At 67.6% G+C, this 25,318-nt stretch carries 21 protein-coding genes; 12 read left to right on the forward strand and 9 right to left on the reverse strand.

Annotated elements, in window-relative coordinates:
• Positions 1-194: 194 nt before the first annotated feature.
• Positions 195-1,499, reverse strand: a complete 1,305-nt coding sequence (locus ACL9RL_RS04535) for an acyl-CoA dehydrogenase family protein (protein ID WP_422779019.1) — start codon at positions 1,497-1,499, stop codon at positions 195-197.
• Positions 1,499-2,959 (reverse strand): LLM class flavin-dependent oxidoreductase, encoded by a 1,461-nt coding sequence (locus tag ACL9RL_RS04540; protein ID WP_422779020.1) that lies wholly within the window; start codon positions 2,957-2,959, stop codon positions 1,499-1,501. Before ACL9RL_RS04540 ends, ACL9RL_RS04535 begins: the two co-directional genes overlap by 1 nt.
• 289 nt (positions 2,960-3,248) lie before the next feature.
• On the opposite strand from ACL9RL_RS04540, the gene ACL9RL_RS04545 reads away from it, so the two are divergent.
• The 9 genes from ACL9RL_RS04545 to ACL9RL_RS04585 all read left to right on the forward strand — a co-directional run bounded on the left by ACL9RL_RS04545 (position 3,249) and on the right by ACL9RL_RS04585 (position 14,913).
• Positions 3,249-4,607, forward strand: a complete 1,359-nt coding sequence (locus tag ACL9RL_RS04545; protein ID WP_422779021.1) for an ABC transporter substrate-binding protein — start codon at positions 3,249-3,251, stop codon at positions 4,605-4,607.
• Positions 4,597-5,571, forward strand: coding sequence for a carbohydrate ABC transporter permease (locus tag ACL9RL_RS04550; protein ID WP_422779022.1), 975 nt, complete (start codon positions 4,597-4,599; stop codon positions 5,569-5,571). The genes ACL9RL_RS04545 and ACL9RL_RS04550 overlap by 11 nt, the downstream gene beginning before the upstream one ends.
• Positions 5,564-6,517: a carbohydrate ABC transporter permease gene (locus tag ACL9RL_RS04555; RefSeq protein WP_422779023.1), complete on the forward strand. Its 954-nt coding sequence runs from the start codon at positions 5,564-5,566 to the stop codon at positions 6,515-6,517. The genes ACL9RL_RS04550 and ACL9RL_RS04555 overlap by 8 nt, the downstream gene beginning before the upstream one ends.
• Before the next feature lie 280 nt (positions 6,518-6,797).
• Positions 6,798-9,056, forward strand: a complete 2,259-nt coding sequence (locus ACL9RL_RS04560) for a glycoside hydrolase family 5 protein (protein ID WP_422779024.1) — start codon at positions 6,798-6,800, stop codon at positions 9,054-9,056.
• A gap of 182 nt (positions 9,057-9,238) precedes the next feature.
• The gene (locus ACL9RL_RS04565) at positions 9,239-10,204 is read left to right on the forward strand and encodes an acetylxylan esterase (protein WP_422779025.1); all 966 of its coding nucleotides are present in this window, start codon (positions 9,239-9,241) and stop codon (positions 10,202-10,204) included.
• 9 nt (positions 10,205-10,213) lie between these two features.
• Positions 10,214-11,287: a LacI family DNA-binding transcriptional regulator gene (locus tag ACL9RL_RS04570; protein WP_422779026.1), complete on the forward strand. Its 1,074-nt coding sequence runs from the start codon at positions 10,214-10,216 to the stop codon at positions 11,285-11,287.
• 118 nt (positions 11,288-11,405) lie between these two features.
• Positions 11,406-12,971, forward strand: coding sequence for an ABC transporter substrate-binding protein (locus ACL9RL_RS04575; RefSeq protein WP_422779027.1), 1,566 nt, complete (start codon positions 11,406-11,408; stop codon positions 12,969-12,971).
• 74 nt (positions 12,972-13,045) lie between these two features.
• Positions 13,046-13,966 (forward strand): carbohydrate ABC transporter permease, encoded by a 921-nt coding sequence (locus ACL9RL_RS04580; protein WP_422779028.1) that lies wholly within the window; start codon positions 13,046-13,048, stop codon positions 13,964-13,966.
• Positions 13,963-14,913, forward strand: a complete 951-nt coding sequence (locus tag ACL9RL_RS04585) for a carbohydrate ABC transporter permease (protein ID WP_422779029.1) — start codon at positions 13,963-13,965, stop codon at positions 14,911-14,913. Before ACL9RL_RS04580 ends, ACL9RL_RS04585 begins: the two co-directional genes overlap by 4 nt.
• Positions 14,914-15,156: 243 nt before the next feature.
• Here the strand turns inward: ACL9RL_RS04585 and ACL9RL_RS04590 are convergent, their stop codons facing one another.
• The 3 genes from ACL9RL_RS04590 to ACL9RL_RS04600 all read right to left on the reverse strand — a co-directional run bounded on the left by ACL9RL_RS04590 (position 15,157) and on the right by ACL9RL_RS04600 (position 19,035).
• Positions 15,157-16,554 (reverse strand): hypothetical protein, encoded by a 1,398-nt coding sequence (locus ACL9RL_RS04590; RefSeq protein WP_422779030.1) that lies wholly within the window; start codon positions 16,552-16,554, stop codon positions 15,157-15,159.
• Between the two features lie 147 nt (positions 16,555-16,701).
• Complete coding sequence (locus ACL9RL_RS04595) at positions 16,702-17,448, reverse strand: SDR family NAD(P)-dependent oxidoreductase (protein WP_422779031.1); 747 nt, start codon at positions 17,446-17,448, stop codon at positions 16,702-16,704.
• A 42-nt stretch (positions 17,449-17,490) separates the two neighbouring features.
• Positions 17,491-19,035, reverse strand: a complete 1,545-nt coding sequence (locus ACL9RL_RS04600; RefSeq protein WP_422779032.1) for an MDR family MFS transporter — start codon at positions 19,033-19,035, stop codon at positions 17,491-17,493.
• 112 nt (positions 19,036-19,147) lie between these two features.
• Between ACL9RL_RS04600 and ACL9RL_RS04605 the strand changes: the two genes are divergently transcribed.
• Both ACL9RL_RS04605 and ACL9RL_RS04610 read left to right on the forward strand, forming a co-directional pair.
• A complete protein-coding gene (locus ACL9RL_RS04605; RefSeq protein WP_422779033.1) occupies positions 19,148-19,825 on the forward strand; it encodes a TetR family transcriptional regulator in 678 nt (225 codons plus the stop codon).
• Positions 19,822-20,286 carry a hypothetical protein gene (locus tag ACL9RL_RS04610; RefSeq protein ID WP_422779034.1) on the forward strand — a complete coding sequence of 155 codons (465 nt, stop codon included), beginning with the start codon at positions 19,822-19,824 and terminating at the stop codon, positions 20,284-20,286. Before ACL9RL_RS04605 ends, ACL9RL_RS04610 begins: the two co-directional genes overlap by 4 nt.
• Positions 20,287-20,407: 121 nt before the next feature.
• On the opposite strand, the gene ACL9RL_RS04615 is transcribed toward ACL9RL_RS04610, so the two are convergent.
• Both ACL9RL_RS04615 and ACL9RL_RS04620 read right to left on the reverse strand, forming a co-directional pair.
• A complete protein-coding gene (locus ACL9RL_RS04615; protein WP_422779035.1) occupies positions 20,408-21,277 on the reverse strand; it encodes an NPP1 family protein in 870 nt (289 codons plus the stop codon).
• Positions 21,278-21,464: 187 nt separating this feature from the next.
• Entirely contained in the window at positions 21,465-22,379 is a 915-nt protein-coding gene (locus tag ACL9RL_RS04620) for an AraC family transcriptional regulator N-terminal domain-containing protein (RefSeq protein ID WP_422779036.1), read from the reverse strand.
• Positions 22,380-22,535: 156 nt separating this feature from the next.
• On the opposite strand from ACL9RL_RS04620, the gene ACL9RL_RS04625 reads away from it, so the two are divergent.
• The gene (locus ACL9RL_RS04625) at positions 22,536-23,549 is read left to right on the forward strand and encodes an aldo/keto reductase (protein ID WP_422779037.1); all 1,014 of its coding nucleotides are present in this window, start codon (positions 22,536-22,538) and stop codon (positions 23,547-23,549) included.
• A gap of 175 nt (positions 23,550-23,724) precedes the next feature.
• On the opposite strand, the gene ACL9RL_RS04630 is transcribed toward ACL9RL_RS04625, so the two are convergent.
• Positions 23,725-24,384 (reverse strand): hypothetical protein, encoded by a 660-nt coding sequence (locus tag ACL9RL_RS04630; RefSeq protein WP_422779038.1) that lies wholly within the window; start codon positions 24,382-24,384, stop codon positions 23,725-23,727.
• A 114-nt stretch (positions 24,385-24,498) separates the two neighbouring features.
• Positions 24,499-25,269 carry a type I methionyl aminopeptidase gene (gene map / locus ACL9RL_RS04635; protein ID WP_422779039.1) on the reverse strand — a complete coding sequence of 257 codons (771 nt, stop codon included), beginning with the start codon at positions 25,267-25,269 and terminating at the stop codon, positions 24,499-24,501.
• Between the last annotated feature and the right edge of the window lie 49 nt (positions 25,270-25,318).

Here is a 25,318-nt window from a genome sequence, read left to right on the forward strand (position 1 = left end):
GGGTCCGGTCACTGAGCTTGTCGAAGTGTCGGGGTGGTGCCCTTCGACAGGCTCAGGGACCGGCGTGTGAGGCTCAGGGACCGCGGTTTTGCGCTGAGGGACCGGCGTGTGAGGCTCGGGGACCGCGGTGCGCTCAGGGACCGGCGCGGCGGCCGGGGTCGTCGTTGTGGTGTCCGTCATCGTCTCTGCCCGGATCACGTGTAGAGGGAGATCGGCTGGAACTCGCCGTTCAAGTGATGGGCGCCGACCTCGAGCTTCTTGAAGTCGACCGGGTCGTGGAGGGAGTGCGTGCGCACATTCCGCCAGTACAGGTCGAGGCCGACGCTCGCTTTCGCGGAGCTGGAACCGGTCACCTCGAAGATGCGGTTGGCCACGTCGATGCCGAGCTCGTTGGAGACGACCTTGAGCTTCGCGACGTCGATCGCCAGTGCACCGCGGTCTTCCGGGGTGACGTCGGCGCCCTTCGCCACAACGGCGTCGAAGCGAGCCCCGACACGGTCTGCGAGGGCTTCGACAGCGGCGATGTTCGCAACGAATTCGCCGACGACGCGCTGCACGAACGGGTCGTCGCGGTACGTCTCCGCGCTGCTCAGGAACCACGCGTTCTTGCGGGCGCGCACCAGTTCGGTGCCCTGGGCGAGCGCCCCCTCGGCGATGCCGAGGTACAGGTTGCCGAATGCCAGCTGGATGCCGGGGGTGATGAGCGAGGAGAACGGCTCCTCGGTGCCGACGCCGAGGACATCCGCCTCGTCCACGCGCACGCCCTCGAAACGGACCGATCCGCTCGCGGACAGCCGCTGACCGAGTGCGTCCCAGTCGCCCAGGTAGTTGATGCCGGCGCGGTCGTGGTCGAGCGCGACGAACAGGAACCGGCCGTCGAGTTCTCCACCGTTGACCACGGCGTTCACCAGCACGATGTCGCCGGCCGAAGCCCCGGTCGAGAACCGCTTGAGACCGGTCAGGCGGTAGCCGTCGTCCTCCGGCACGAGTTCGAGGTTCGGGTCGGTCGGGTTGACCGAGTCGCCCCACACCCAACGGCCGGCGACGGTCTTGCGGTACCAGTCGGCCTGCTTCGCCGGCTCGGTCGCGAAGGCGATGTTGCTCGAGTTGATGTAGTGGTAGGCGAGCACCTGGGCAACCGATGCGTCGGCTCGCGACAGGATGCGGACGACGCGGAACGCCGTCTCCCAGTGCGCGCCGCCGCCGCCGAACTCCGCCGGGTGGAGGAGATCGACGAGGCCGGCGTCGCGCAGGAGGTCGAGTTCCGTGGTCGGGTCGAGGTTCGCGTGGTCGCGTTCGAGGGCGTCGGCGGCGAGCTTCGCTGCGACCTCCACCGCGATGGCGTCCCAGCGCGCGAGCTCCGCCGCGTCGGCCTGGCCGTGCCAGTACGAGCGGGCGAGGGCGGTGTCGGCGGGCGCGGGCGCGGTCGTTGCGCTTGTCGACGTGGGCCCTTCGACAGGCTCAGGGACCGAGGTGGTGGCGGTGTCGGTGGTGCTCATCATGCTCCTTCGAGTGCGGGCGCCGGCGCGGCGTCTGCGGCCTCGCCGAACAGGGACGGTGCGGTGCCATCGGCAGCGCTGGGCTTGCCGACGTACGCCCCGCGGTACTGGTGGGCCGGGTGCCACTCGGGCACAACGGGGGATCCGGTGCCGTTCAGACGACCACGCAGGGTGCCCTCCGGATACTCGTCCCAGGCGCGGCCGCGGCGGCGCAGTTCCGGGACGACGAGTTCGACGAAGTCCTCGAACGTGGCCGGGGTGATGACGTACGCGAAGTTGAACCCGTCGATGCCGCCGACCTCGACCCAGCGCTCCAACTCGTCGGCGACGGTCGTCGGGCTGCCGACGATGACCGGGCCGATACCGCCGATGCCGACGTAGTGCGCGATGTCGCGCGGCGTCCACTCCCGGTCCGGGTCCGCGAGGGTGAAGATCGACAGCGCCGAGCGTGCGGCATCGGTGTCGACGTACTTGAGCGGCTCATCCGGGTCGAACTGCGAGAGGTCGAGGCCCGACCATCCGCCGTACAGGGCGAGTGCTCCGTCGAGGCTCACGTACTGGCGGTAGTCGTCGTACTTGGCCTGCGCCTCCTCATCGGTCTCGGCCACGATGACGGTCGCGAGGGTGAGGACCTTCACGCTGTCGCGCGGGCGGCCGAGGGCTTCTGCGCGATCGCGGATGTCGTCGGTCACCCGACGGGTGAGCTCGGGGGCGAGCCCGTTGATGAAGATCGCCTCGCCGTGCTTCGCCGCGAATTCGCGTCCGCGGGTCGATGCGCCGGCCTGGAAGATCACCGGCGTGCGCTGCGGGCTCGGCTCCGAGAGGTGGATGCCTGGCACCTGGAAGTGCTCGCCGTCGTGGTTGATGGGGTGCACCTTCGACGGGTCCGTGTAGACGCCGTGTTCACGGTCGATGACGACCGCGTCGTCCTCCCACGAGCCCTCCCACAGCTTGTAGGTGACGTCGAGGAACTCCTCGCCGATGCCGTAGCGGTCGTCGTGCTTGATCTGCGTGCGCAGCCCGAGGTTGCGTGCGGCGGAGTCGAGATAGGAGGTGACGACGTTCCAGCCGACACGGCCCTTCGTGAAGTGATCGAGCGTCGAGAAGCGGCGGGCGAGCGCGTAGGGCAGCTCGTAGGTGGACGCGACGGTGACGCCGAAGCCGAGGTGCTCGGTGGCCTTCGCCATCGCGGAGACCTGCACGACCGGGTCGCCGACGGGGATCTGCGCGGAGTCGGTCAGCGCCGTCGCCGCCGAGTGGCGGTACACGTCGTAGATGCCGACGACATCGGCGATGAACAGGGCGTCGAAGGTGCCTCGCTCCAGCAGCTTGGCCAGATCGATCCAGTAGTCGAGATCGTTGTACCGGTGCGCCTGGTTGTCCGGGTGGCGCCAGAGCCCTGGCGCCTGGTGGGTCACGCAACTCATGTCGAAGGCGTTCAGGATGATGCGTTTGGTCACGGAGCGGTACCACCTGGTGCTTGAGTCGGGCAGGGGACCGGGGGATCCGCCAGACGGCGGCCGCTGCGGGGCGCCGTGTGCACGAACGTAGCATCGGGGTTCTCTCGCGCGCGCGGAGGGTGCAACGCAAGGACATCTACGGTTGCGCTCATGTCGTTTCGTTACGGCCCGGGTGGGCGGTGGGCGCCTCCTGCCCGTACATTCCGAGCATCCCCTTCATGTGCAGCACAGCACCCGCTGCACTCCCTGACGCACCCCATTGCACCCACGCACCCCACCAGGAGTCCCCATGACGAGCAACGCCCCCAAGAGTCGCGCCGCGCGTTCGCGCCGCACACTCCGTTTCACCATCCCGGCCATCGCCGCCGTGTCCGCCGTCGCCCTCGCGGGCTGCGCCACCGGAACCGATGCCGGCGCCAACGCCGACGGCAGCTTCAAGGGTCAGGAGCTTACGGTCCTGATGATCTCCTCGCACGAGGGCGCATCGCAGTGGCTCTCGAGGGAGTTCGAGAAGAAGACCGGCGCGAAGATCAACCCCGTCATCGTCCCCTACGACGAGATCGGCTCGAAGCTGGCCCTCGACCAGCAGTCCGGCGCAGACACGATCGATGTCGCGGCCCCCTGGTACGTGTCGCTCGGCGACCTGGCGTCCGACGGCGCCATCCAGGACCTGACCGACTGGATCAAGTCCGACAAGGACATCGACACCAAGGACTTCATCCCCGCGATCTACGACCCGTACAGCCTCGTCGACGGCAAGCGCTACGGTCTGCCCTTCGACGGCGACACGCACGTGCTCTTCTACAACAAGGACATCCTTGCGCGGAACGGCATCACCGAGCCGCCGAAGACGTGGGACGAGTACCTCGCCGACACGAAGCTCATCACGCAGAACGAGTCCGCGAACGGCGTCTACGGTGCAGCCGTGTTCGGTCAGAAGTCGCCGCTCATCCTCGGTGCAGCGTTCGCGAACCGTCTCGCCGGCTTCGGCGGCGAGTTCCTCGACAAGAACGGCAAGCCCGTCATCAACTCGCCTGAGGCTGTCCAGGCCGCACAGGCGCTCGTCGATGTGAACCCGTACGCCCTCCCGACCCCCGCCGAGACCGATTTCGGCGCCGGCAACAGCGCCTGGTTCGCCGGCAAGGTCGGCTTCATCGAGAACTGGACCGACCTCGGCGTCCGTTCGGAGGACCCGTCGAGCGGTTCCGAAGTGGCCGGCAAGTGGGGCGTGAGCTTCCTGCCGACCGGTGGATCGAACACGACGTCCCGCGCATCGCTCGTCGCCGGCTTCAGCTGGGTCATCGCCGCCAACACGAAGAAGACGGAGCTCGCGAAGGAGTTCATCAAGTGGGCGTCGTCGAGCGAGGTCAACGCCAAGCTCCTCACGGCCACCCCGCCGACCGGTATCGACCCGAACCGCGAGTCCTCGCTCAACGACCCGACGTACGGCAAGGAGTTCCCGGCCATCCAGGAAGCCAACCGTGCGACGCTCAACGGCGCACTCGCATGGCCGACCGGCAAGCACGCGACGGAGCTCGCGCAGATCCTGACCGACGAGCTCGCGAAGCTCCTCGCCGGCCAGGGCGGCACCGCGCAGCAGACGCTCGACACGGTGCAGAAGAAGTGGGAAGCAGTTCTTGGCAAATAGCCTCACCTCGCCGGTGCGCCCAACGGTCGACCCGCGCAGCCCCAGCCCCGGCCCCGGACGCAGCACGCGTCCGAGGCTCGACGGCGGGGCTGCGTCGGGCGGTCGCTGGGCGCATCGCGCGTTCGTCACCCCCGGTGTGCTCGCGCTCATCGTGCTCGGGGTGTATCCGCTCGTGTTCATCGCGCTCGCCGCGTTCAGCGAATCGAGCCTCGGCAAGCCGTTCCAGGACTGGGTCGGCACCGCCAACTTCAGTGAGGCGCTGACGAATGCCGATGTCACGGCGTCGCTCGTCCGCAACGTTCTCTATGCGCTCGCCGTCGGTGTCGCGAGCGTGGTGCTCGGCGTCGCGGTGGCTGTGGCGCTCTTCCGGACGGTGCGCGCTGGGTCGCTCGTCCGCACGCTCCTGCTGCTTCCGCTCATCACGCCGCCGGTCGTCGTCGGCATCCTGTGGAAGCTCATCTTCAACCCGTCCGGCGGGCTGCTGAACACGGTCATCGGCCTGTTCGGGTACTCGGGCGAGCCGGTGTCGATCCTCGCCTCGCCCGTCTTCGCCCTCGGGGGCGTCGCGGTCGCGGACGTGTGGGAGTGGACGCCGCTCATCACCCTGCTCGTGTTCGCAGCGCTCCTCGGGCAGAGCCCGGAGGTGACGGAGGCGGCGAAGCTCGACGGAGCCCACGGGTGGCGGCTCTTCCGCCACATCACGCTCCCCGCGATCGCCGGCACCGTCGCCGCGGCGTTCCTCATCCGCGTGGTGCTCGCGTTCAAGGTCTTCGACCTCATCTACATCATGACGTCCGGTGGTCCGGGCACGTCCACCACGACTCCGTCCTACCTGATCTACCAGGCGGCGCTGCAGCAGTTCGACCTCGGGCGGGCGGCGACGATCACGCTGCTGCTCGCGGTGGTCGTGACCGTGGTGACGCTGCCGATCGTGGCGGTCACGAGGAGGCTCCACAATGACTGATCGCACAGCGCCCCTCGCCCCGGTCCCTGAGCCTGTCGAAGGGTCCACCCCCATCCCCGGTCCCGTCGCTTCGACAAGCTCAGCGACCGGTACTCCGGTCCCTGAGCCTGTCGAAGGGCGCCGCCCCCGCTCCCGCCGCCCCAGCCGCACCCCCGGCGCCGTCGCGTTCCTCGTCGTCGCCCTCGTGTTCACGCTCGTCCCGATCGCCTACCTGATCTCGGTCTCCCTCATGTCACGGGCCGATGTCGCGTCCGGCATCCTTTTCCCGACCAATCCGGTCTGGGGCAACTGGGCTGCGGCCTTCGGGCAGTCGAACCTGCCCCGCGGCATCGTGAACTCGCTCGTGGCCGCGATCTTCGGCGCCGTCCTCACGCTCGCCTTCGCCCTTCCTGCGGCGTGGGCGATGGTGCGGTACCGGTCGGGCGGGAAGACGCTCGCTGGGACGATCCTCAGCCCGTGGCTGCTGCCACCGATCGTCGCCGTGATCCCGATCTTCACGCTCCTGCGCATCCTCGGCCTCAACAACACGCTCGCCGGGCTCACACTCGTGTACGCGTTCGCGAACACCGCGGTGGCCGTGTGGTTGTTGGAGGGGTTCGTGCGGAAGCTGCCGGTGGAGCTCGATGAGGCGGCGCAGCTGGACGGCGCCGGTGCGTTCCGGGTGCTGTTCAGCATCGTGACGCCGTTGCTCACGCCCGGTCTCGTCGCTGTCGGGGTGATCGTTGCGGTGCTCAACTACAACGAGTTCGTGTTGGCGACGTTCCTCACGCAGGGCCCGGATGCGCAGACCGTGCCCGTGGTCCTGTCGCTCATGCTGGGCGAGCGCATCCAGGACTTCGGCAAGATCGCTGCGGCATCGCTCATCGGTGTGATCCCGGTCTTCGCGGCTGCGGCCTTCCTCCAGCGTTGGCTCGTGGCCGGCCTCACCTCCGGCAGCGTCAAGTAGTCGAGCCCACCCCGGCCCAGTCCAGTCCAGCCCAGCCCAGCCCAGCCCAGCCCAGCCCTCCCGCTGAAGCTCGCGAACTGTCAGTCGTGGCGGTTCTGACGCCGCCAGACCAGCCACAACCGACAGCTCGCGAGCTGACAGTTGTGGCTGGTTCGAGGATGGGCAGAGCAGCCAGGACTGCCAGCTCGCGGGATGGGGGTGTTGACTACTTAAGGCTTTAAGTGGTTGAGTTGCGACGGAGCGGACGGTATCCGCGCGGCAGCGTCTCAAGGAGGAGAACGTGAACGAAGAATTGTCCAAGGCCACCTCGCAGCAGGACGGTCAATCACGGCCCCGCGGCATCACCCGCCGAACCGTGCTCGGCGTCGCGGGCGCTGCGGCAGCCGTCGCCATCATCGGTGTCGAACGTCCTACCTTCGCCAGAGCTGACACGCTCGGCACGTGGGACTTCACGATGGGGGTCAATGCGGCAGGCCTGGAATCGACCGGCGACGTGATCCCCGGTCAGGTGAACACGCACTACATCGTCCCGACCCAGAAGCAGTTCGAGCACTACCAGAAGCGCGGTCTGACCCACATCCGCGTTCCGTTCAAGTGGGAGCGACTGCAGCCGGTGCTGCACGGCCCGCTCGACACCGCGTATCTCGGATATCTGCAGGATGTCGCCAACATCGCGGCGACGCTCGGCGTGAAGGTCATGCTCGACAACCACAACTACGGGCGGTTCAACAACATCCCCCTCGGAATGCCCGAGACTCCCGCGAGCGCGCTCGCCGACGTGTGGAGTCGGCTCGCGACGGTCTTCGTCGGTCACGCGGGCGTGTACGGCTACGACCTCATGAACGAGCCGCACGACATGCCCTCGCCATCGGCCTGGCCGACTGCAGCGCAGGCCGCCGTCGACGCCATTCGCCTGGTCGACACGACGACCACGATCTACGTCGAAGGCGACCACTGGTCGTCATCGGCGTCCTGGGCCACGGTCAACGCGACGCTCAACATCATCGACCCGAGCGACGACATCGTCTACTCGGCGCACATGTACTACGACCGCAACTCGTCGGGCGGGTACTTCAACTGGGACACGGAGGTCGCCGCCGGCGACCAGCTCAAGTGGCCGGTCGGGGTCTTGGACGTCGACACCGGCAAGAACCGGCTCGTCGGATTCGTCAACTGGCTGCAGACGAACGGGTTCCGTGGCCACATCGGTGAAACGGGTGCGCCGAACACCAACCCGAACTGGCTGACCGCACTCGATCATGCGCTCGCCTACGCTCAGGCGAGCGGCGTCCCTGTCACGTATTGGTCCGCCGGCGGGTTCTTCCGCGGCTACCCGCTCGGTGTCGAACCGACGGGCGACGTCGACACCGTCCAGATGGCGGTGCTCACGAAGTACTCCGGCGGTGCGCAGCCGACGAACTACCTGCTCACCGGGCCGAACCGCGGCACGTCCGGGACGGCATCGGCCCCGTTCACGGTCGACTACCGCGGACTCATCACCACCGCTGTGACGGTCACCCCGAACGACGGAGGCGCGGGAGGAACGTTCTCGCCGGCATCGATCACCCTCGCACCCGGTTTCAACGGCCTCGGCACCTTCACCTACACGCCGAGCGGCGTAGCGAGCTACGAGATCGCCACGACCAACAGTGCCGGGTTCACCGATCCTGCCCCCGTCGGCTTCTCCACCAGGGCTGACGCCTTCTCCGCCATCCCGGACGCGGCACTGCTCAACGTGCTCGCGGCGACCCGCGTGTTCAGCCCGTTCGCGGGCCAGGGGCTCACTCTCCGTCGGGCGAGCGACGGCGCCGAGCAGTCGTTCCCCTATGCGGCAGGAACGTCCGACGCCCTCGATTCGGCTGCGATCACCGCTTGGGCGGGTGGCAGCACGGTCACGGTGAAAACGATCTTCGACCAGTCGCCTGCGCGTCGAGACGCCGGTCCGGTCGGCGACAAGAACCAGAACGGCCCGACGGGTGGCCCCCTCCCGACGCAGACGAGCGACTATCCGCAACTCGTCCTCAACGGCCTGGCGGGGCAGCCCGTGCTCCGGTTCAACAAGAACCGGATGGATGCGGTCTCGCCGATCGCCGACATCACGGGCTTCACGACGTTCTTCGTGGTGAAGCCGACGAACGTCGCCGGGATGCAGCGACTGCTCAGCTGGGTCCTGACCGACTACGTCAGCATCGGCAACGAGAGCGGTGGATGGGGGATGAGCGCGGAGAGCACGGTCGCCCAGGCGCTCGGCACCGATCCGACGAAGTGGCACATCTACGCGGTCCGGTGGGAGGCGGGCGGCACGCGCACATCGTGGGTCGACGGGAAGCAGATCGCGTCGACGCCTGCGACCAACTCGGTCATCCCGATGGCGCACGACAACCACGTCAACATCGGCTACTTCCGCTGGTACCGGAACGTGCACTTCAGCGGTGACGTCTACGGGCTGTTCCCGTTCAAGGCGGCGTTGAACCCGACGCAGATGTCCTCGATGTGGACGGAACTGTCCGCCCGAACCGGCATCCCCCTGGTGCCCTAGCCGCCGCATCGGCCCGCGAACTGTCAGTTGTGGCTGGTTTGACGCCGTCATTCCAGCCACGACTGCCAGCTCGCGAGCCGGCAGTTGTGGCGGGTCTGGGGTGGCCAGAACAGCCACGACTGACAGTTCGCGGGCAGAGGCGATTGGGAACGGACGAGGAGAGTAGGAAAGACTTGAGTGCTATGACGACCGATGCAGGGACCAGACCGATCACCGCGCCGCCCGCCCCGCCGAGCGACCTGGCGGAGTTCTGGGCGAGACGACTCGGCCGGGCGCACGTGGTCGATGTCCGGCCCAGGATCCTCGCGGACGACATCGTGGGCGACGGCGTACGCCGCCTCCGCATCGAGTACACCTCGACGGACGACGTCACGATCGGCGCCTGGATCACCCTGCCGGAGGACGGCGTCGTGGACCGCGGCATCGTCCGCATCCACGGCTACGGAGGTACGGCAGAGACTGACGTCATCCACCCGGACCTCCCGCGCACCGCCGTCATCTGGCCCTGCGCCCGCGGACTCGGCGAGCTGAGCCTGTCCACGGAGTATCCCGCTGCGGCCCCAGAGCACGTGCTGCACGGCATCGGATCGACGGAGACCTACATCCACGGCGGCTGCGTCGAAGACGTGTGGTGCGGCATCGACGCCCTCGTGGAAATCGCGCCGGGCGCGGCGCGTTGGATCGGCCTGATCGGCGGCAGCTTCGGCGGCGGCATCGGGATCATGGCGACGGCGTGGGACCCGCGAATCCGTCGTGCGGTCGTTGACGTCCCGAGCTTCGGCGACCACCCGGTCCGGGTGACGATCCCGTGCGAGGGCAGCGGGGAGGCCGTGCGACAACGCTGGCTCGAGGACCAGGGGGTGCTCGACGTGCTCGCCTACTTCGACGCCGCGAGCTGTGCCCGCTTCGTGGACGTGCCCGTGCTCATCGCCCCCGCCCTGCACGATCCGTTCGTGCCGCCTGCCGGCCAGTGGTCGATCGCCGATGCGCTCCCGGACTCCAAACAGATCTTCACGTTGACCGGGGGCCACGTCGCCTACCCGGAGGAAGCCGCGGAGCACGCAGCCCTCGCCCGTGCGACGGTGGAATTCCTCTCGCCGGAGGAGTCCGAACCCGAACACACCCTGTCCGACGGGGTGTCCCAGTAAGCTGACGCGGTGGACAAGAAGGATGCTTCACCTCGGGTTCGGCCAGCGGCGGCACGGAAGGCCGGTGGATCGGAGCGCCTGAACATCGCGGACATCGCGGCGTTGGCGAACGTGTCGACGAGCGCCGTCTCGTACGCGCTCAACGGCCGCGAGGGTGTCGGCGACGAGACCCGCAAACGCATCCTCGACATCGCCGCTGCCGCGAACTGGCGGCCGAACAGCGCGGCCAGGTCGCTCATCATGGCGCGGTCCTCCGCCGTCGGCATCGTGAACCAGTACGACCCGGAGAAGCCTGCGCTGTCCGCGGAGTTCACCGGTCGTTTCCTCGTCGGCCTGCAGGATTCGCTGCGCCGCGAGGACGTGCTGCTCGTGATGCACATGGTCGACGACGTCGATGCCGCGTGCGGCGTCTACCAGCGCTGGCTGGGGGAGCGACGGGTGGACGGCGTCCTCATGCTCAACCCGTTGCTGGACGACCCGCGGATCGCCGAGCTCGAACGGCTCGGTCTGCCGGCGGTCGTCGTCGGCGACGCGAGGCGACGCTCCTCGCTGTCCTCGGTCTGGACGGACGATGCTGCGGCCACGGAGCTGGCCATCGACCACCTCGCGGGGCTCGGGCACCGTTCCATCCTGCGCATCGGCGGCGACCCGCTGTTCCTGCACGTCGACATCCGACGCAGGGCCTTCGCGAAGGTGATGAAGGAGCGTGGGCTCGAGTACGACGAGCGGTTCGCGGCGGGTTCCGTGCCGGTCGACGAGGTCGTCGCCGTCCTGCTCGATCCGGACCATTCGGCAACGGCGCTCGTCATCGAGGACTCGGCCGAGGCGGTGCGCATCGTCTCGGCGCTTATGGAGCACGGCGTGCGGGTCCCTGAGGACGTGTCCGTGGTGGCGTGGGACGACGAATCGGAGACGACGCTCGTGCGTCCGCCGCTCACGGTCCTGCGCCGTGACATCGAGGAGTACGGCCGGCTGTCGGCCCGTGCGCTGCTGGATGCGATCGAGTCCGGTGAGAAGAAGCATGTGCGCGGATCGCGGACGGAGCTCGTGGTGCGGGGGAGCACCGCGGCCCCCTCTCGGTGATCGCTCGGGGGCCGGTAACGGATTCAGACGCATTCGCTTTTCATCGCTTGACAACTTAATGCCTTAAGTGATTGGGTAGCCCCATCGTCTTCCACCTCAACGATGAGAAAGGTACCCCGTGCATTCACCCGACGAAACAGCAACCGGAGCAGCCTCGGCGTCAGGCGCCGCGTTCGGCGCCATCACCTCCATGTCGAACAGCGTGCTGTCCAGACGGTCGGTGATCCGCGGCGGCGTAGCAGGCGCTGCGCTCATCGGCCTCGGCGGCCTCCTCGCAGCCTGCTCCCCGCGGGGAGGCGCATCCACCGCAGCCGGCGGCGCAGCCAAGCTGACCCACTGGGACTGGTGGGTCTCCCAGGAGCCGTGGATCAAGAACGAGATCGCGCTCTTCCAGAAGGCCAACGCCGGCGTCACCATCACGAGGACGCTCAACCAGTTCGACCAGTACGCGAACCTCATCGCACTCGCCCAGCGCAGCCACACCCTGCCGGACACGTACATGCTGCCCTACGTCCCCAGCCTCCCGGACCAGGTCGCCGGCGACTGGCTCACCCCGCTCAACTCCTACATCGACGACGCATGGATCAAGTCCTTCCCGAAGTACTCCTTCGTGGAGGGCGTCAACGTGTTCGACGGCAAGGTCTACACAGCCCCAGTCACCGCAACGGCACCCGGCTTCCAGCTCTACATCAACAACAAGATCTTCAAGGACGCCGGCCTCGTCGACGGCAGCGGCGACGTCCTCATCCCGAGCACCTGGGACGACGTCACCAAGTACGCGGAAGCGATCAGCAAGAAGGGCAACGGCAGCGTCTACGGCCTCGGCCTCGGCAGCAACGGCGGCGCCATCTTCAACGCGTGGGTCAACACCTTCCTCCTCGGCGCAGGCAGCCCCGGCGGCTACAACCTGCCCGACTACCGCACAGGCGAATTCACCTACGGGACCGACAGCAACTACGCGGACTTCATCTCCCTCCTGGTCGACTGGTACAAGAAGGGCTTCCTCAGCCCCGACGCCCTCTCGGCGACGGACGAGGTCTCCCGCGCCAACTTCGCAAGCGGCAAGTACGGCATGATCGTCGGCGGCTCCTACGTCATCAGCCCGTGGGTCGAAGCCGGATTCACCGACTTCAGCGTCACGACCCTCATCAGCCCGACCGAGAAGAAGGCCGGATACTTCCAGTCGACCCCCGGCGGCTTTATGTTGGGGGTCAGCTCCGACACGAAGCACGCGGACGAAGCGTTCTCCTGGCTCTCCTGGTGGGCGAGCAAGGACGCCGGAGCTCGCTTCACGCAGAAGTACAACATCGACCTCTCCGTGCACCCCGAGAACAACGAACCATCGAAGATCTCGTCCAAGCAGTTCGGCGAGTACGCGTCGCTCGTCGACCTCGTCCGCCGGGCGCCGTCTCCCGCGATCCTCAACCCCGACGTCCGCAAGGTCAAGACGGCGAGCGTCACGCCCGGCCTTCGCGACATCATCGTCGGTGTGTTGACGGAACAGATCACGGACGTGCCGGGCGCACTCAACTCGTTGAGCGACGCATCCAACGCGGCGCTCGACACGGGCATCGCCGAGGCGGTCGCCGGCGGCGCGAAGGTGTCCCGCAAGGACTACACCTTCGCCGACTGGGACCTCACGACCGACTACGCACACGACATCCCGGAGTACCCGAAGCTGTGACCTCGCAACCAGCCTCGACCGCCGCCGCCCCCGTCCACGTGCCAACGCGCGTGGCGGGGCGGCGGGCCGGTCGTTTGACGACACTCATCCGCGCGCGGTGGTCGTACCTGTACCTCCTCCCGTTCGTGCTCCTCACGGGCGCGTTCGTGCTGTACCCGATCGGCGCATCGCTCGTCTACACCGTCTTCAAGTGGGACGGCATCGGATCGCCCTCCGCCTTCGTCGGACTGACGAACTTCATCAACGTGGTCAACGACGACTTCTTCTGGAAGGCCGTCACGCATTCCTTCACGTACACGCTTGTGCTCGTGCCGGTGCAGCTGTTGCTCGCGTTGGTCCTCGCGGTTGTGCTGAACGACCGCAAACTGCGGTTCTCGACCTTCTACCGCTCGCTGTTCTTCCTGCCGGCGGTGATGTCGCCGGCCATCATCGGTGTCATCTTCCAGTTGCTGATCTCCAACTTCGGCCAGGGCATCGGCGAGATGTTCGGCACCAAGCTGGGGCTCCTCGCCGACCCGAAGACCGCGCTCGGCGTGGTCATCGCCATCGGCATCTGGAACACGCTCGGCTACAACCTCATCTACTTCCTGGCTGCGCTGCAGACCATCCCGGAGGAGCTCTACGAAGCCGGCCGGATCGATGGCGCCTCCTGGTTCCAGCTGTTCCGCCACATCACGATCCCCGGCCTCGCGACCATCGGGCCGATCATCGTGTTCCTCGCCATCATCGGCAGCCTGCAGGTCTTCGACCTCGTCCAGGTGCTCACCGGCGGCGGCCCATACTTCGCGACGAGCGTCGTGAACACGTACATCTACCAGATGGCGTTCGGCGGCGCGGGCAGCGGCGGCGTCCCGGTGACTCCCGATGTCGGGCTCGCGTCATCGGCGGCCTTCCTGTACGGCCTGCTCCTGATCGCCATCGCCGCCGTCCAAGCCATCGTGCTCGGGCGCATGCGCCGCCGTGCGCAACCGACCGCAGAGGTGAAGAGCGCATGAGCGTACAGACGATCCAGCAACCACAACCCTTCGGATCCGTCGACGGGGTGGAGTCGGCGGGCACGGGCGGAGCCACCGGTTCCGGGACCGGTCGGGTCGCGCGGGCTCGGCGGCCTCGGACGGTCGGGCGGTTGCGGCGACTCCTGACCCACGTCATCCTGCTCGTCTTCGGGTTCGCGTGGGTGTACCCGCTGCTGTGGGCGGTGGCCGGCTCGACGAGGTCCAACTCCGAGTTCCTGAGCGGGGGAGCCGGACTGTCGTTCGGCGATCAGGCGCTCGCGAACTTCTCGGCGGCGTGGAACGACGCGAACTTCTCGCAGTACTTCCTCAACACGCTCACGATCACCGCGGTGACCGTCGTCGCCGTCGTGTTGATCTCCGCGGCCGCGGGATACACGCTCGCCAGGACGACGTTCCCCGGGCGTCGCATCGTGCTCGTGGTCATCGCCGTGACGTTCTTCCTGCCGAGCGGGTACACGATGATCCCGGTCTACGACCTGATCACACGTCTCGGCCTGCTCAACAGCTTGTTCTCGGTCATCATCGTGCAGGTGGGCACCGGGCTGATCTTCTCGACGTTCCTGTTTATGGGATTCTTCCGCACGGTCCCGCTCGAACTGGAGGAAGCTGCGAAGATCGACGGCGCCGGCTACAACCAGACCTTCTTCCGGGTCATCCTGCCGCTCGCGAAGCCGATGATCGCGACGATCGGGCTGTTCACGTTCATCTCCTCGTGGAACGACTTCCTGCTCCCACTCATCTTCACGCTGGGCCAGCCGGATCTGCGGACGATCCCGGTGGGGCTGTACGCGTTCATCGGTCAGTCCTCGACGAACTGGACGGGACTCGCGGCTGCGAGCATCATCTCGCTCATCCCGATCGTGATCGTGTTCGTGGTGGCGCAGAAGTACATCATCTCCGCGATCGCCGGGGCCGTGAAGGGCTAGTCTCTGCCGCGTCCGTCGCCCTCCCGAGTTGTGTCCGTTCACAACTCAGGAGGGCTTCGGCGTGTTGACCCGCGCTCGGCGCGATTCGGGCCGACACGCCGGCCCCTCGCCTGAGTTGTGAACAGACCGTGAGTGGTCGGCGCTCCTGAGCTGTGACCGGACTCGGATGTCGGCGTGCAGCGCAGAACGCCCCTCCTCGCTACGGATGCGGGAGGGGCGTTCTGTGTTGCGAAGGGCCGGAGGTCAGCGCAGTGTGACGATGACGTCCTGCGGGCCGGTGGCCGACGCCGGGAGGTGCGCCGCTGCATCCAGGTCGACGTCGCGTCCGTTGATCCGGATCGATGCGATCTGGTCGCCGTGACCCTGCAGGGTGACCGAGACGGTGGCGCCGCGGTAGGCGACATTGTGCAATCCGGCTCCGTCGAACCGTGCTGGGACGAGCGGCTCGAACCGGAGGCCGCCCGTGCCGAAGCGGAGGCCGAAAAGTCCTTCGTGGACGAGTTTCAGGAACGCCGTGGCCGACCAGGTCTGGTTCGGCAGCGACGACCAGACCTCGCTGATCTGCCAGCCGCCGTCGACGCTGCCGTCTCGCGCGTTGTAGACCTCGAAGAAGTCGCCGTCGCTGCCGTCGACGAGCCGTTGCAGATCGGTGAGGACCTGATCGAACGCGCCCAGGTGACGGACCTCTGCGGCGCTGCTGCCCCACATCCCCATGACCATCGGCCAGAGGATCGCATTGTGCCTGCCCGGGTGCTCTGGCGAGTACCGATCGGTGTAGTGCGGCCACACGTTGACGTGTCCGAACGGTTCACGATGGGTGGTCTCGAGCAGGTGGACGGCGCGCTCGGGGGAGCACAGGCCGGTCTCGATGACGAGGGCGAGCCCGGCGAGTTCGATGTGCGGTCCGACCTCGGGCCATTCGGTCGGGTCGCCTGGCAGCACGTAGCGGTAGGTCCCGTCCTCCTCGCTCCAGAACGCGGCGTCGATCGCCTTGCGGAGGGCCGAGGCGCGCTCGCGGAGGGCCGGGGCCGGCACGCCGTCCGCTTCGTCGAGGTTGGCGAGGGCTTCGAGGCCGAGGACGTAGGAGAGGTTCGTCGACAAGGAGAACAGGGTGGCGGCGATCGGGTAGTCGAGCACGAACGAACTTGTGATGGCCGGGTCGTTCGGTGGCGTCGGATAGCCGGAGATGCCGTCCTGCATCAGCGCCGGGCCGCGGTAGAGGCCGGTGCCGGCGTCGAATCGTTCGGTGTGGAGGTGGGCGAGTGTGCGGCGTCCGATGTGGCGGGCCTCACGCCCGAAGGCGACATCGCCCGTGCGGAGGAGGTGGCGCCAGGCGGCGGTGATCCACACGACCTGGTCCCACCACTGGTTGTCCTGGGCGACGATGTGCTCACCGTCGGTGTCGGTCTCGCAGACGAGTTCGAGCGTCGACCGGGCGATGTCGGGGGAGACGAGGCTCGCCGCGTTCCAGCTGTTGATGGCGGCATCCCTGGTCCAGGGTTCCTCGTAGCCGCCTCCCGCCCGGATGAATGGCACGCCGTCTGCCGTCTCGACCGAGTTCAGGTCGAGCAGGTTGTGCAGGGCGTTGGCGTGGAGGCGGGCGATGGCGGGTGCATTCGACAGTGAAGGGCGCGAGCTCATGCGGACTAGCTTAAGGCATTAAGTAACCCACGGTGAAGTGTCCGTCGTCGATCTCCCGATTCCATTCCGCGAGGGGAGGCAAATCGTCGTCCGGGTGCCCGTCGGACGACGATTTGCCTCCCCTCGGCAGGTGGGAAGAGGTGGTGGTCAGCGCATCTTGATGCCGCCGCCGTCGAGCATGATCGTCTGGCCCGTGATGTACTGCGACGCGTCGCTCGCGAAGAAGACGACGGCAGGTGCGATGTCGGTCGCGATGTCGCCGATGCGCCGCAGCGGCACGATGGACAACGCGTGCGCCGCCTGCTCCGGGTACGCCTCGCTCCACCATCGCACGCCATCGGTCAACGCGAACGGGCACACGACGTTCACACGGATGCCCTCCGGCCCCCACTCATTGGCCGCGACTCGGGTGATGCCGCGGATCGCCTCCTTCGCGGCGGCGTAGGAGCCCTGGTTCGGGTCGCCGCTGAGCCCGGCGCCGGACGCGAAGTTGATGATCGACCCCTTCGTCTCCGCCAGTGCATCGTGACACGCCTGCATGAGTTTGAGCGTCGGCCGGAAGCTCGAATTGAAGACCTGCTCGAGGTTGGCGTCGTCCACGGCGAGGAGCGGAGCAGGCGTCGACGAGTTCGCGTTGTTCACGAGTGCATCGATGCGGCCGAACGCCGCCAGCGCCGCATCGCGGATGGTCTCGGCCGACCCTGGTGACGCGAGGTCGATCTCCAGGAACCGGGCGTCGGCGCCCAGTTCCTGTTCGAGAGATCGGCCGGCGTCGGCGGCCACGTCGACGAACAGGACCTTCGCCCCCGCTTCGATGAACGCGGTCGTGAGCCCGCGTCCGATCCCGCCGGCTCCTCCCGTGATGATGGCGACTTTGTCGGTGAGTTGCTGCATGGTGTTGCTCCCTGGTGTGTTGTGGTGCGGTTGGGGTCGGCGTCAGTGGACGGGCATCGATGTCGGGGCTGCGTCGGCTTCGTCCTTCGTGCCGTTCGCACCGGACGTGGTTCCCGCGCCTCCCGTGGCCGGTGCCGCCTTCTTCCGTGGCAGGAAACAGGCGAGGATCACCGCCGCGACGGCGAACATCGCACCCCACAGGAACGAGGTGTGCGCCCCGGCGGCCCCCGCTGCCAATGCGGAGGCGCCATCGGTCAGTCGGCTGGTCGTTGTGCTCGTCATGAGCGTGATGAACAGGGCGGTCCCGGTCGCACCCGCAACCTGCTGCAGTGTGCTGATGGTCGCGCTGCCGTGGGCGTAGAGCTCCGGGCGGAGACCGCCGAGCGCTGATGACAGCAGTGGGGTCAACGTGAACGCGAGGCCGGCGTTGAGGACCGCGAGCAGGACGGCGATGAGCGGTGCGGCGGTGTGCTCGCCGAGCGTCAGGGTGAACAGGATCAAGGCGGTCGCGATGAGCGCCGTCCCCGGGATCACCAGCCGTTTGGCGCCGATCCGGTCGGAGAGGGCGCCGACGACGGGCGACAGCACAGCCATCACGAGTCCGCCCGGCAGCATCAGCAGACCCGTCGAGAGGGTGCTCAGCTGGAGGACGTTCTGCAGGTACAGCGGCAGGATGATCAGCGCGCCGAAGAGCGCCATCATGCTCACGAACACGAGGATCACGGCGAAGGTGAACGATGGCGTCGCGAACGTGCGCAGGTCGAGGAGGGCCGTGTTGTTGCGTTGCAGGACGAGCTGGCGCCAGATGAACGCCGCGAGCGAGACGGCGCCGACCGTGAGTGGGATCCAGATCGGCATCGGGGCGTGCCCCTGCAGGCTCTCTCCGATGCTGCTCAGTCCGAAGATGAGCCCGGCGAAGGCGAAGGCCGAGAGGACGAGCGACAGGACGTCGAGCGTCGAGGGGCGCTGCGTCGTCACATTGCGGACATTGAATGCGGCGAGGATGAGTGCTGCGACGGCGATCGGCAGGACGAACCAGAACATCCAGCGCCAGCTGAGCGAGGAGAGGATCAGGCCGGAGATGGTGGGGCCGATTGCCGGGGCGACGGCGATGACGATCGAGATCGTGCCCATCGTGCGTCCGCGGCGGGATGCCGGGACGACGTTGAGGATCGTCGTCATGAGCAACGGCATCATCACTGCGGTGCCGGCCGCCTGCAGGATGCGGGCGAGAAGCAGGACGCCGAAGCCCGGTGCGAGCGCGGCGACGAGGGTGCCGATCGTGAACAGCGTGATCGCCGTGAGCGCGATGGGCCGGATGCTGAACCTGTTCAGCAGGTAGCCGGTGGCAGGGATCACGACGGCCATGGTGAGCATGTACCCGGTCGCGAGCCATTGGGCGACGGATGCCGTGATGTCGAAGTCCCGCATGAGATGGGGGAGGGCGACGCCCATGATCGTCTCGTTGAGGATCATCACGAAGGCGGTGACCAGGAGGACGCCGATGACGCGGCCGGAGCCTGGATAGGTGGCGGTGGGGGCGGCGGTTGGGGTGCCGGGTCGGGTGGGGGTGGTCGTGTGTGCCATGTCGATGCTGGTCTCCTTGAAAGCGTTACAGTGCGACATCGTGTCACAGTGTGACAAGATGTCGCAATGGGACCAAGCTGTTGATATGCTGAGTGCGGACGAGGAGGGCTCGATGACTGCAGACGTCGATGAGGCGCCGGACGGCGTCGACGACCTCGCGCACGCCCCACTCGGACTGCGTGAGCGTCGGCGGGCCGAGCTCACACAGGCGATCACCGCTACGACCCTCGACCTCTTCGAGGAGCGCGGGGTCGACCACACGACGGTCGCCGACATCGCCGCGGCCGTCGGCATCTCCACGAGGACGTTCTTCCGCTACTTCCCATCGAAGGAAGTCGCGGCACTCAGCGGTCAGGACGCGTTCGAGGTGGCCAGCCACGCCCTGCTCGCCGATGTTCGCGATGACGAACCGCTCCTCCCACAGCTGATCGCCGTCTACCGCGCGGTCACCGTGCAACTCGACGACTCGACCGGTGAGACCAGGCGGCAGCTCGTTCGCGCGCGGCGCCTGCTCATCGCGAACCCCGGGATGCTCGCAGCATCGTTGCAGGGTGAGGAGGCCGGCAACATCGCGTTCGCCGGCATGATCAACGACCGTCTGCACCTCGAAGGCGGGTTGCAGGAGGCGCGCATCACCGTGAGCGCTGCGACTTACGCGCTGCGGCTGGCGTTCGACGAGTGGGTGGCGAACGAGCAGGTCCCTGGCGCTCCGGCGCTTCCTGCGGTGTACGACCGGATGATCGAGACCTTGGCGCGCGTCGTCGCAGCGCCCGTGGGGAGCGGGTCATGACGGATGGTGACGTCGCAGCCGCCCCGCTGATGCTCGTCTCCGGCGATGTCGAGGGCGTCGTCGAAACGTTGCGCAAGGGAGCGCTTGAACTCGGGATCCGTGTGGTCCCGTCCGACGTCGCCCCAGGCGAACCCGTCGCGGAGCGTGCGGTGATCGTGGTGGTCGCGGTGTGCGCCGCCGTCGGCCAGTCGCTCATCGCGCGTGGTCTCGATGCCGTGCGCGATCGGGAATCGCAGCTCGCACCCGACGCGATCCGCGTGGTCGTCACGGTCGCGGGCGTCGCCGGGCGTGTACCGGAGAAGGCGTTGCGGTTGCTCGGGAGCGAGCTGCAGTTCCAGGTCGAGTCGGCCGCGCTCGCCGTCGGCACCCCTGGTCGATGGCGGTCCTGGCGGCGTCGAGTCGGCCTCGCGACGCTCGCAGCCCTCGGCATCGAGGTCTTCCGGGTCGCGCCGCCTGCCTAGCCCGCCGGCGAGCCTGTGCGTCCTCCGTTTTCAGGAGGGCCATCGACGGCTGCGTGTCGCGGCCGAGCTGTGCCTCTTCCTGAAAACGGAGGACCGGAGGGGTGATCCGGAGGGATCCTGCTTAAGCGAACGGGTCGAACGAGATCCCGGACGGCTTGGCGTTGTTGAGGGAGTTGTTGAAGTTCTGGTCGTTGATCTTGATGGTCGCCGACCCGAAGTTCGCGTTCATGAGCGAGTCGCGGAATCCGGGCGGGTAGCCGTCCCAACCGACCAGGCGTGGGAAGAACCAGTTGCCGGTGTAGTTCTCGGCCGGTTCGTCGTTGTTGTTGGCCAGGCGGAAGTAGTGCGTGAATCCGCCCTCCTTGTGATAGACCACCTTGGCGTGCGTGCCATCGAATCGGACGCTCGACGCCGGATCCTTCTGCCACCCGGAGTGGACGGATCGGGACACGTACTGCACCTGGTTGTTCTGCACCCAGACGACGACGTGCTCCCAGTCGTGGCGGTGCCCGTTGGTTCCGCCGGCGATCTCACCGACGCCGTTCGTGGACTGGTCCTTCTCGAAGTAGCTCGCGTACATGATCGCGCACCAGCCGTTGTTGCACTTGGATCGCGAGTAGGTGTTCGCGTTCTGCAGCTGGTGCGGATCGTGGCAGTTGCCATTGACCGCGCCGCCGAGCTTGAGTCCGCTGTTGAGCCGCCCGTCGGCGCCGATCGCCGCGGTCGCGTAGCAGCCGTCGTTGTCGTAGTCGTACGCGGGGGAGTAGGTCTGTTCGAGCCCGCTCGCATTCTGCGGCAGGAGCGTGAGGACCTCGGCCTGTGCTGCGAGCGGTGCGGTCATCACGAGGGCGAGCGCACCGACGAATGCTGCAGCGGTGGTCAGGACCCTTCTGCGGCGGGTACTCAGGCGACTGGTCTGGCGTGGGGTGTCGATCGTGTCGGTCGGCGGCATCGCCGAGGCATCGCGATCGTGGATGGTGCTGATGGTCATGGGTGTTCTCCCGATGGTGATGGCGCAGCGAACCGGCCCCGAAGCGTGCTCCGTTGCAGCTCTGACACCGCGAGGACGCCTGGTCCACACGGCCCGAAGTCGGTCGTACGCTTCGAATTCGATCAGTGAAGCAAGTCCCGATTCTCATGTCAAGACATTCGTGCATGAAAGCGCCCGGTGCGCGCTTCTACGGGGCTGCGTGCTCCCGCAATCGCAGCGCGTCCCGTCCGGGCGGCGCCCCGAACGCCCGCCGGTATTCACGGCTGAACTGCGACGGGCTGTCGTAGCCGATGCGATGCCCCACCTCGGCGATGTCCGCGGGCCCTGCCAGCAGCAACCCGCGGGCCTCCTGCAGGCGGATCTGCTTCTGGAACTGCAGCGGCGTCATCGAGGTCGCCGCTCGGAAGTGCCGGTGGAACGACGACGGGCTCATCCCGGCCATCGCCGCGAGGTCCTCGATGCGCGCCGGCTGCGCGAAGTGGGCCCGGATCCACTGGATGGTGCGAGAGATCTGGCTCAGGCTGCCGTCGGCGAGGCCGATCTGCCTGACGATCGCGCCCTGCGCTCCCGTGAGGAGTCGCCAGGTCAGTTCGCGCTCGTAGGCGGCTGCCAGCACAGAGACGTCCTCGGGATGATCGAGCAAGCGCACAAGACGCACGGCTGCGTCGATGAGGTCGGGCTCCGCGTCGCTGATCGCGAGCCCGGAGAACGCCGGGGTCGGATCGCGTCGGCTCGTCTCGAGGAGGAGCGATGCGATGACGGACGGACGCAGTCGCAGGCTGAACACGGCGAACGGTTCGTCCAGGCTGGCTTCGATGACGGCGCCGATGACGGGCAGTCCGATCGACACGACGAGGAACTGGCCGGCACGGTAGTCGTAGGGAGTGCCGTTCAGAACCGTGCGTTTTGTGCCCTGTGCCACGATCGCGACGGATGGTTCGGTGAAGCCGGCGCGCGCAGCCATCGGTTCCACGGCGGTGCCGAGCAACAGCCCGTCCACCGCTGTCGTGTATGCGGGAGTGTCGTATGCGGTGTTGTCGGCGTGGCGCAGTATGAGCTCGCGCAGCTCCGCCAACCCGTGTCGCCCATCCGGTCGCGGCATCGTCTTCTCCGTCCTCCGCTCGTCTCCTGATCCAACCGCGAGAGCGCCTGCGGCACAACTGCCCGGTATCCGTTTCTCGCAAGGTTGGCAGGATCGTGCAATGGTCGGCCAGCATCGGTCTATGCGACGGAGGGCTCGGGCGCTTGGCTGGAAGGCATGAACAGAAGAATCCTCGGAGGCACCGGCATCTCGGTGAGCGAACTCGCTCTCGGCGCGATGATGTTCGGTCAGATGGGCAACACCGACCACAACGACTCGATCGGCATCATCCACAAGGCGATCGATGCCGGCATCAACTTCATCGACACGGCCGACGTCTACTCCGCCGGCGAGTCCGAGATCATCGTCGGCAAAGCGATCGCCGGACGCCGCGACGACATCGTGTTGGCCACCAAGTTCGGCCTGCCGATGGGTGAGGATCCGAACCAGCGCGGAGCATCGCGCCGGTGGATCACGAGCTCCGTCGAGGGCAGCCTGCGCCGCCTCGGCACCGACTACATCGACCTGTACCAGCTGCACCGCTTCGACTACGGGACCGATCTGGGCGAAACGCTCGCGACGCTCACCGATCTGCAGCGCTCGGGCAAGATCCGGGCGTTCGGGAGTTCCACGTTCCCGGCGGAGCGGATCGTGGAAGCGCAGTGGATCGCCACGGAGCGCGGGCTCGGCCGGTTCATCACGGAGCAGCCGATGTACTCGATCTTCGCCCGCAAACTGGAAGCTGCGGTGCTCCCCACCGCGCAGCGTCACAACATGGGCGTCCTGACGTACAGCCCGTTGAACGGCGGATGGCTGTCCGGCCGGGCCGACATCACCGGAGCGCACCGGGTGGCGAGCCGGCCGTCGATGTACGACACGACGACGCCGACGGGTGCCGCGAAGCTCGATGCGCTCAACCGGCTGACCGTCGTCGCCGCGGATGCCGGCCTCACGATGCCGCAGCTCGCGATCGGCTTCGTCCTCGCGCACCCCGCGATCACGTCGGCGATCATCGGGCCGCGTCGGCACGATCAGCTCGACGGGCTGCTGACCGCTGCCGGCGTTGTGCTCTCCGCCGAGACGCTCGACGCGATTGATGCGATCGTCGCACCAGGCACCGACGTCAATCCGGCCGACAACTACAACGCGGACGACCCCGCGCTCGCGGACGCGCGGTTGCGGCGTCGCTGAGTTCCGGGGTCGCTGAGCTCGCGCCCCAGAGAAGGAGAACCGCCCCGCAGAAGGACGTTTCGCGTGAAACGTGCCTTCTGCGGGGCGGTTCTCCTTCTGTCAGGCGGGCACTGTGCGGCGGCAGGGCGGCCCTGCGCGGCGGCGGCGCGACCCTGCGCGGCGGCGGGCGGCAGGCTCAGCTGCGGTCTGGCGTCGTGTCGTCCTCGAGCACGTCGGCGGCGTTGTGCAGCATCGCGATGATCGCTTGCTTGCCCATCGGGATGCGCGGCGGGCGCGGCTTCTTGCGGCGGCGTCGACGGCCGTCCGATGACGTGGGCTGCGCGGTCGCTTCGGCTGCCGCGGCAGCGATGGTCGCGGCATCGGGATCGGCGATGGACGTCGCCTCGATGAACCGTTCGATCGTCGGCAGATCCGTGGTGCGGAGGCCGCGCATCAGGACGCCCGTGACGATCAGGCGGCCGGCCCGACCGTCCGCGGTTGCGACGTTCAAGCTGAGGAAGTTGAGTGACAGCGGGTCGCGCTGGAGTCTGCGCCACGCGGTCGTGACATCGCGGAGGGCGACCGTCTCGCCGTCCAGTGAACAGATGCCGGCGTTGAAGTCGACCAGGATCGGCCGGTAGGCGCGGCTCACGGCGATCGTGATGGCGGCGGCGATGATCGCGAACAGCACCACGGAGACGATGACGACGAGGCTGAAATCCTGCCCGTAGAACGGTTGGATCACGAGGGCGATGGCGATGCCGGCGATGGCGCTCACGATGCCGATGAGGGCGGCGTTGCGGGCGGCGGGGTGCGGGCCGAGGCGGGTCGGTCCGGTGGGTGGGGCGGTGGTCACGTGGACCCTTTCACTCGGTGGCCGTCCGAGCCTATCCCCGTCTCGCTCGCGGTCCCTGAGCTTGTCGAAGGGCCAGCCCCACCCCGCCCGGTCCCTGAGCCTGTCGAAGGGCCCTTACCCCACAACCGTCAGGATCTCCGCCCCGCCCTCCGTGATCGCGATCGTGTGCTCGCTGTGCGCCGTCCGGCATCCGGTCGCGCTGCGTAGCGTCCAGCCGTCGGCATCGGTGATCAGCTCATCGGTGTCGATCATCACCCACGGTTCGAGGGCGAGCAGGAGGCCTGGTCGCAGCTTGTATCCACGGCCCGGGCGACCAGTGTTCGACACGTGTGGGTCCTGGTGCATGGTGGAGCCGATGCCGTGCCCGCCGAATTCGACGTTGATCGGGTATCCGGCAGCGCTCAGCACCGATCCGATCGCGGCGGAGATGTCGCCGATGCGCGCGCCGGGTCGAGCGGCGGCGATTCCTGCGCTGAGGGCGCGCTCGGTCGCATCGATCATGGCGACGCTCTCTGTCGGCTGCGATTCGCCGACGATGAAGCTGATGGCGGCGTCGGCGGCGATCCCGTTGAGGGAGACGGCGAGGTCGAGGGTGAGGAGGTCGCCGTCGGCGAGGGCGTAGTCGTGGGGGAGGCCGTGGAGGACGGCGTCGTTGACGGCCGTGCAGATGTAGTGACCGAAGGGACCGCTGCCGAACGACGGTGCATAGTCGACGTAGCAGGACACGGCGCCGGCGTCGAGGATCATTGCCTTTGCCCAGCGGTCGATGTCGAGCAGGTTCGTGCCGACGGCGCTGCGGCCCTTGAGCGTCTGCAGGATGTGCGCGACGAGGGCGCCCGTCTCGCGGGCCCGGCCCAGTTCCGCGGGGGTCAGGATCTCGATCATGTGGTGCCTCTCCGGTGGCGCTGCTGGCCGTGTGTGCCGGCGATCCGAT

This window comes from Plantibacter sp. Mn2098 (genome assembly GCF_049319745.1).
Classification (GTDB): domain Bacteria; phylum Actinomycetota; class Actinomycetes; order Actinomycetales; family Microbacteriaceae; genus Plantibacter.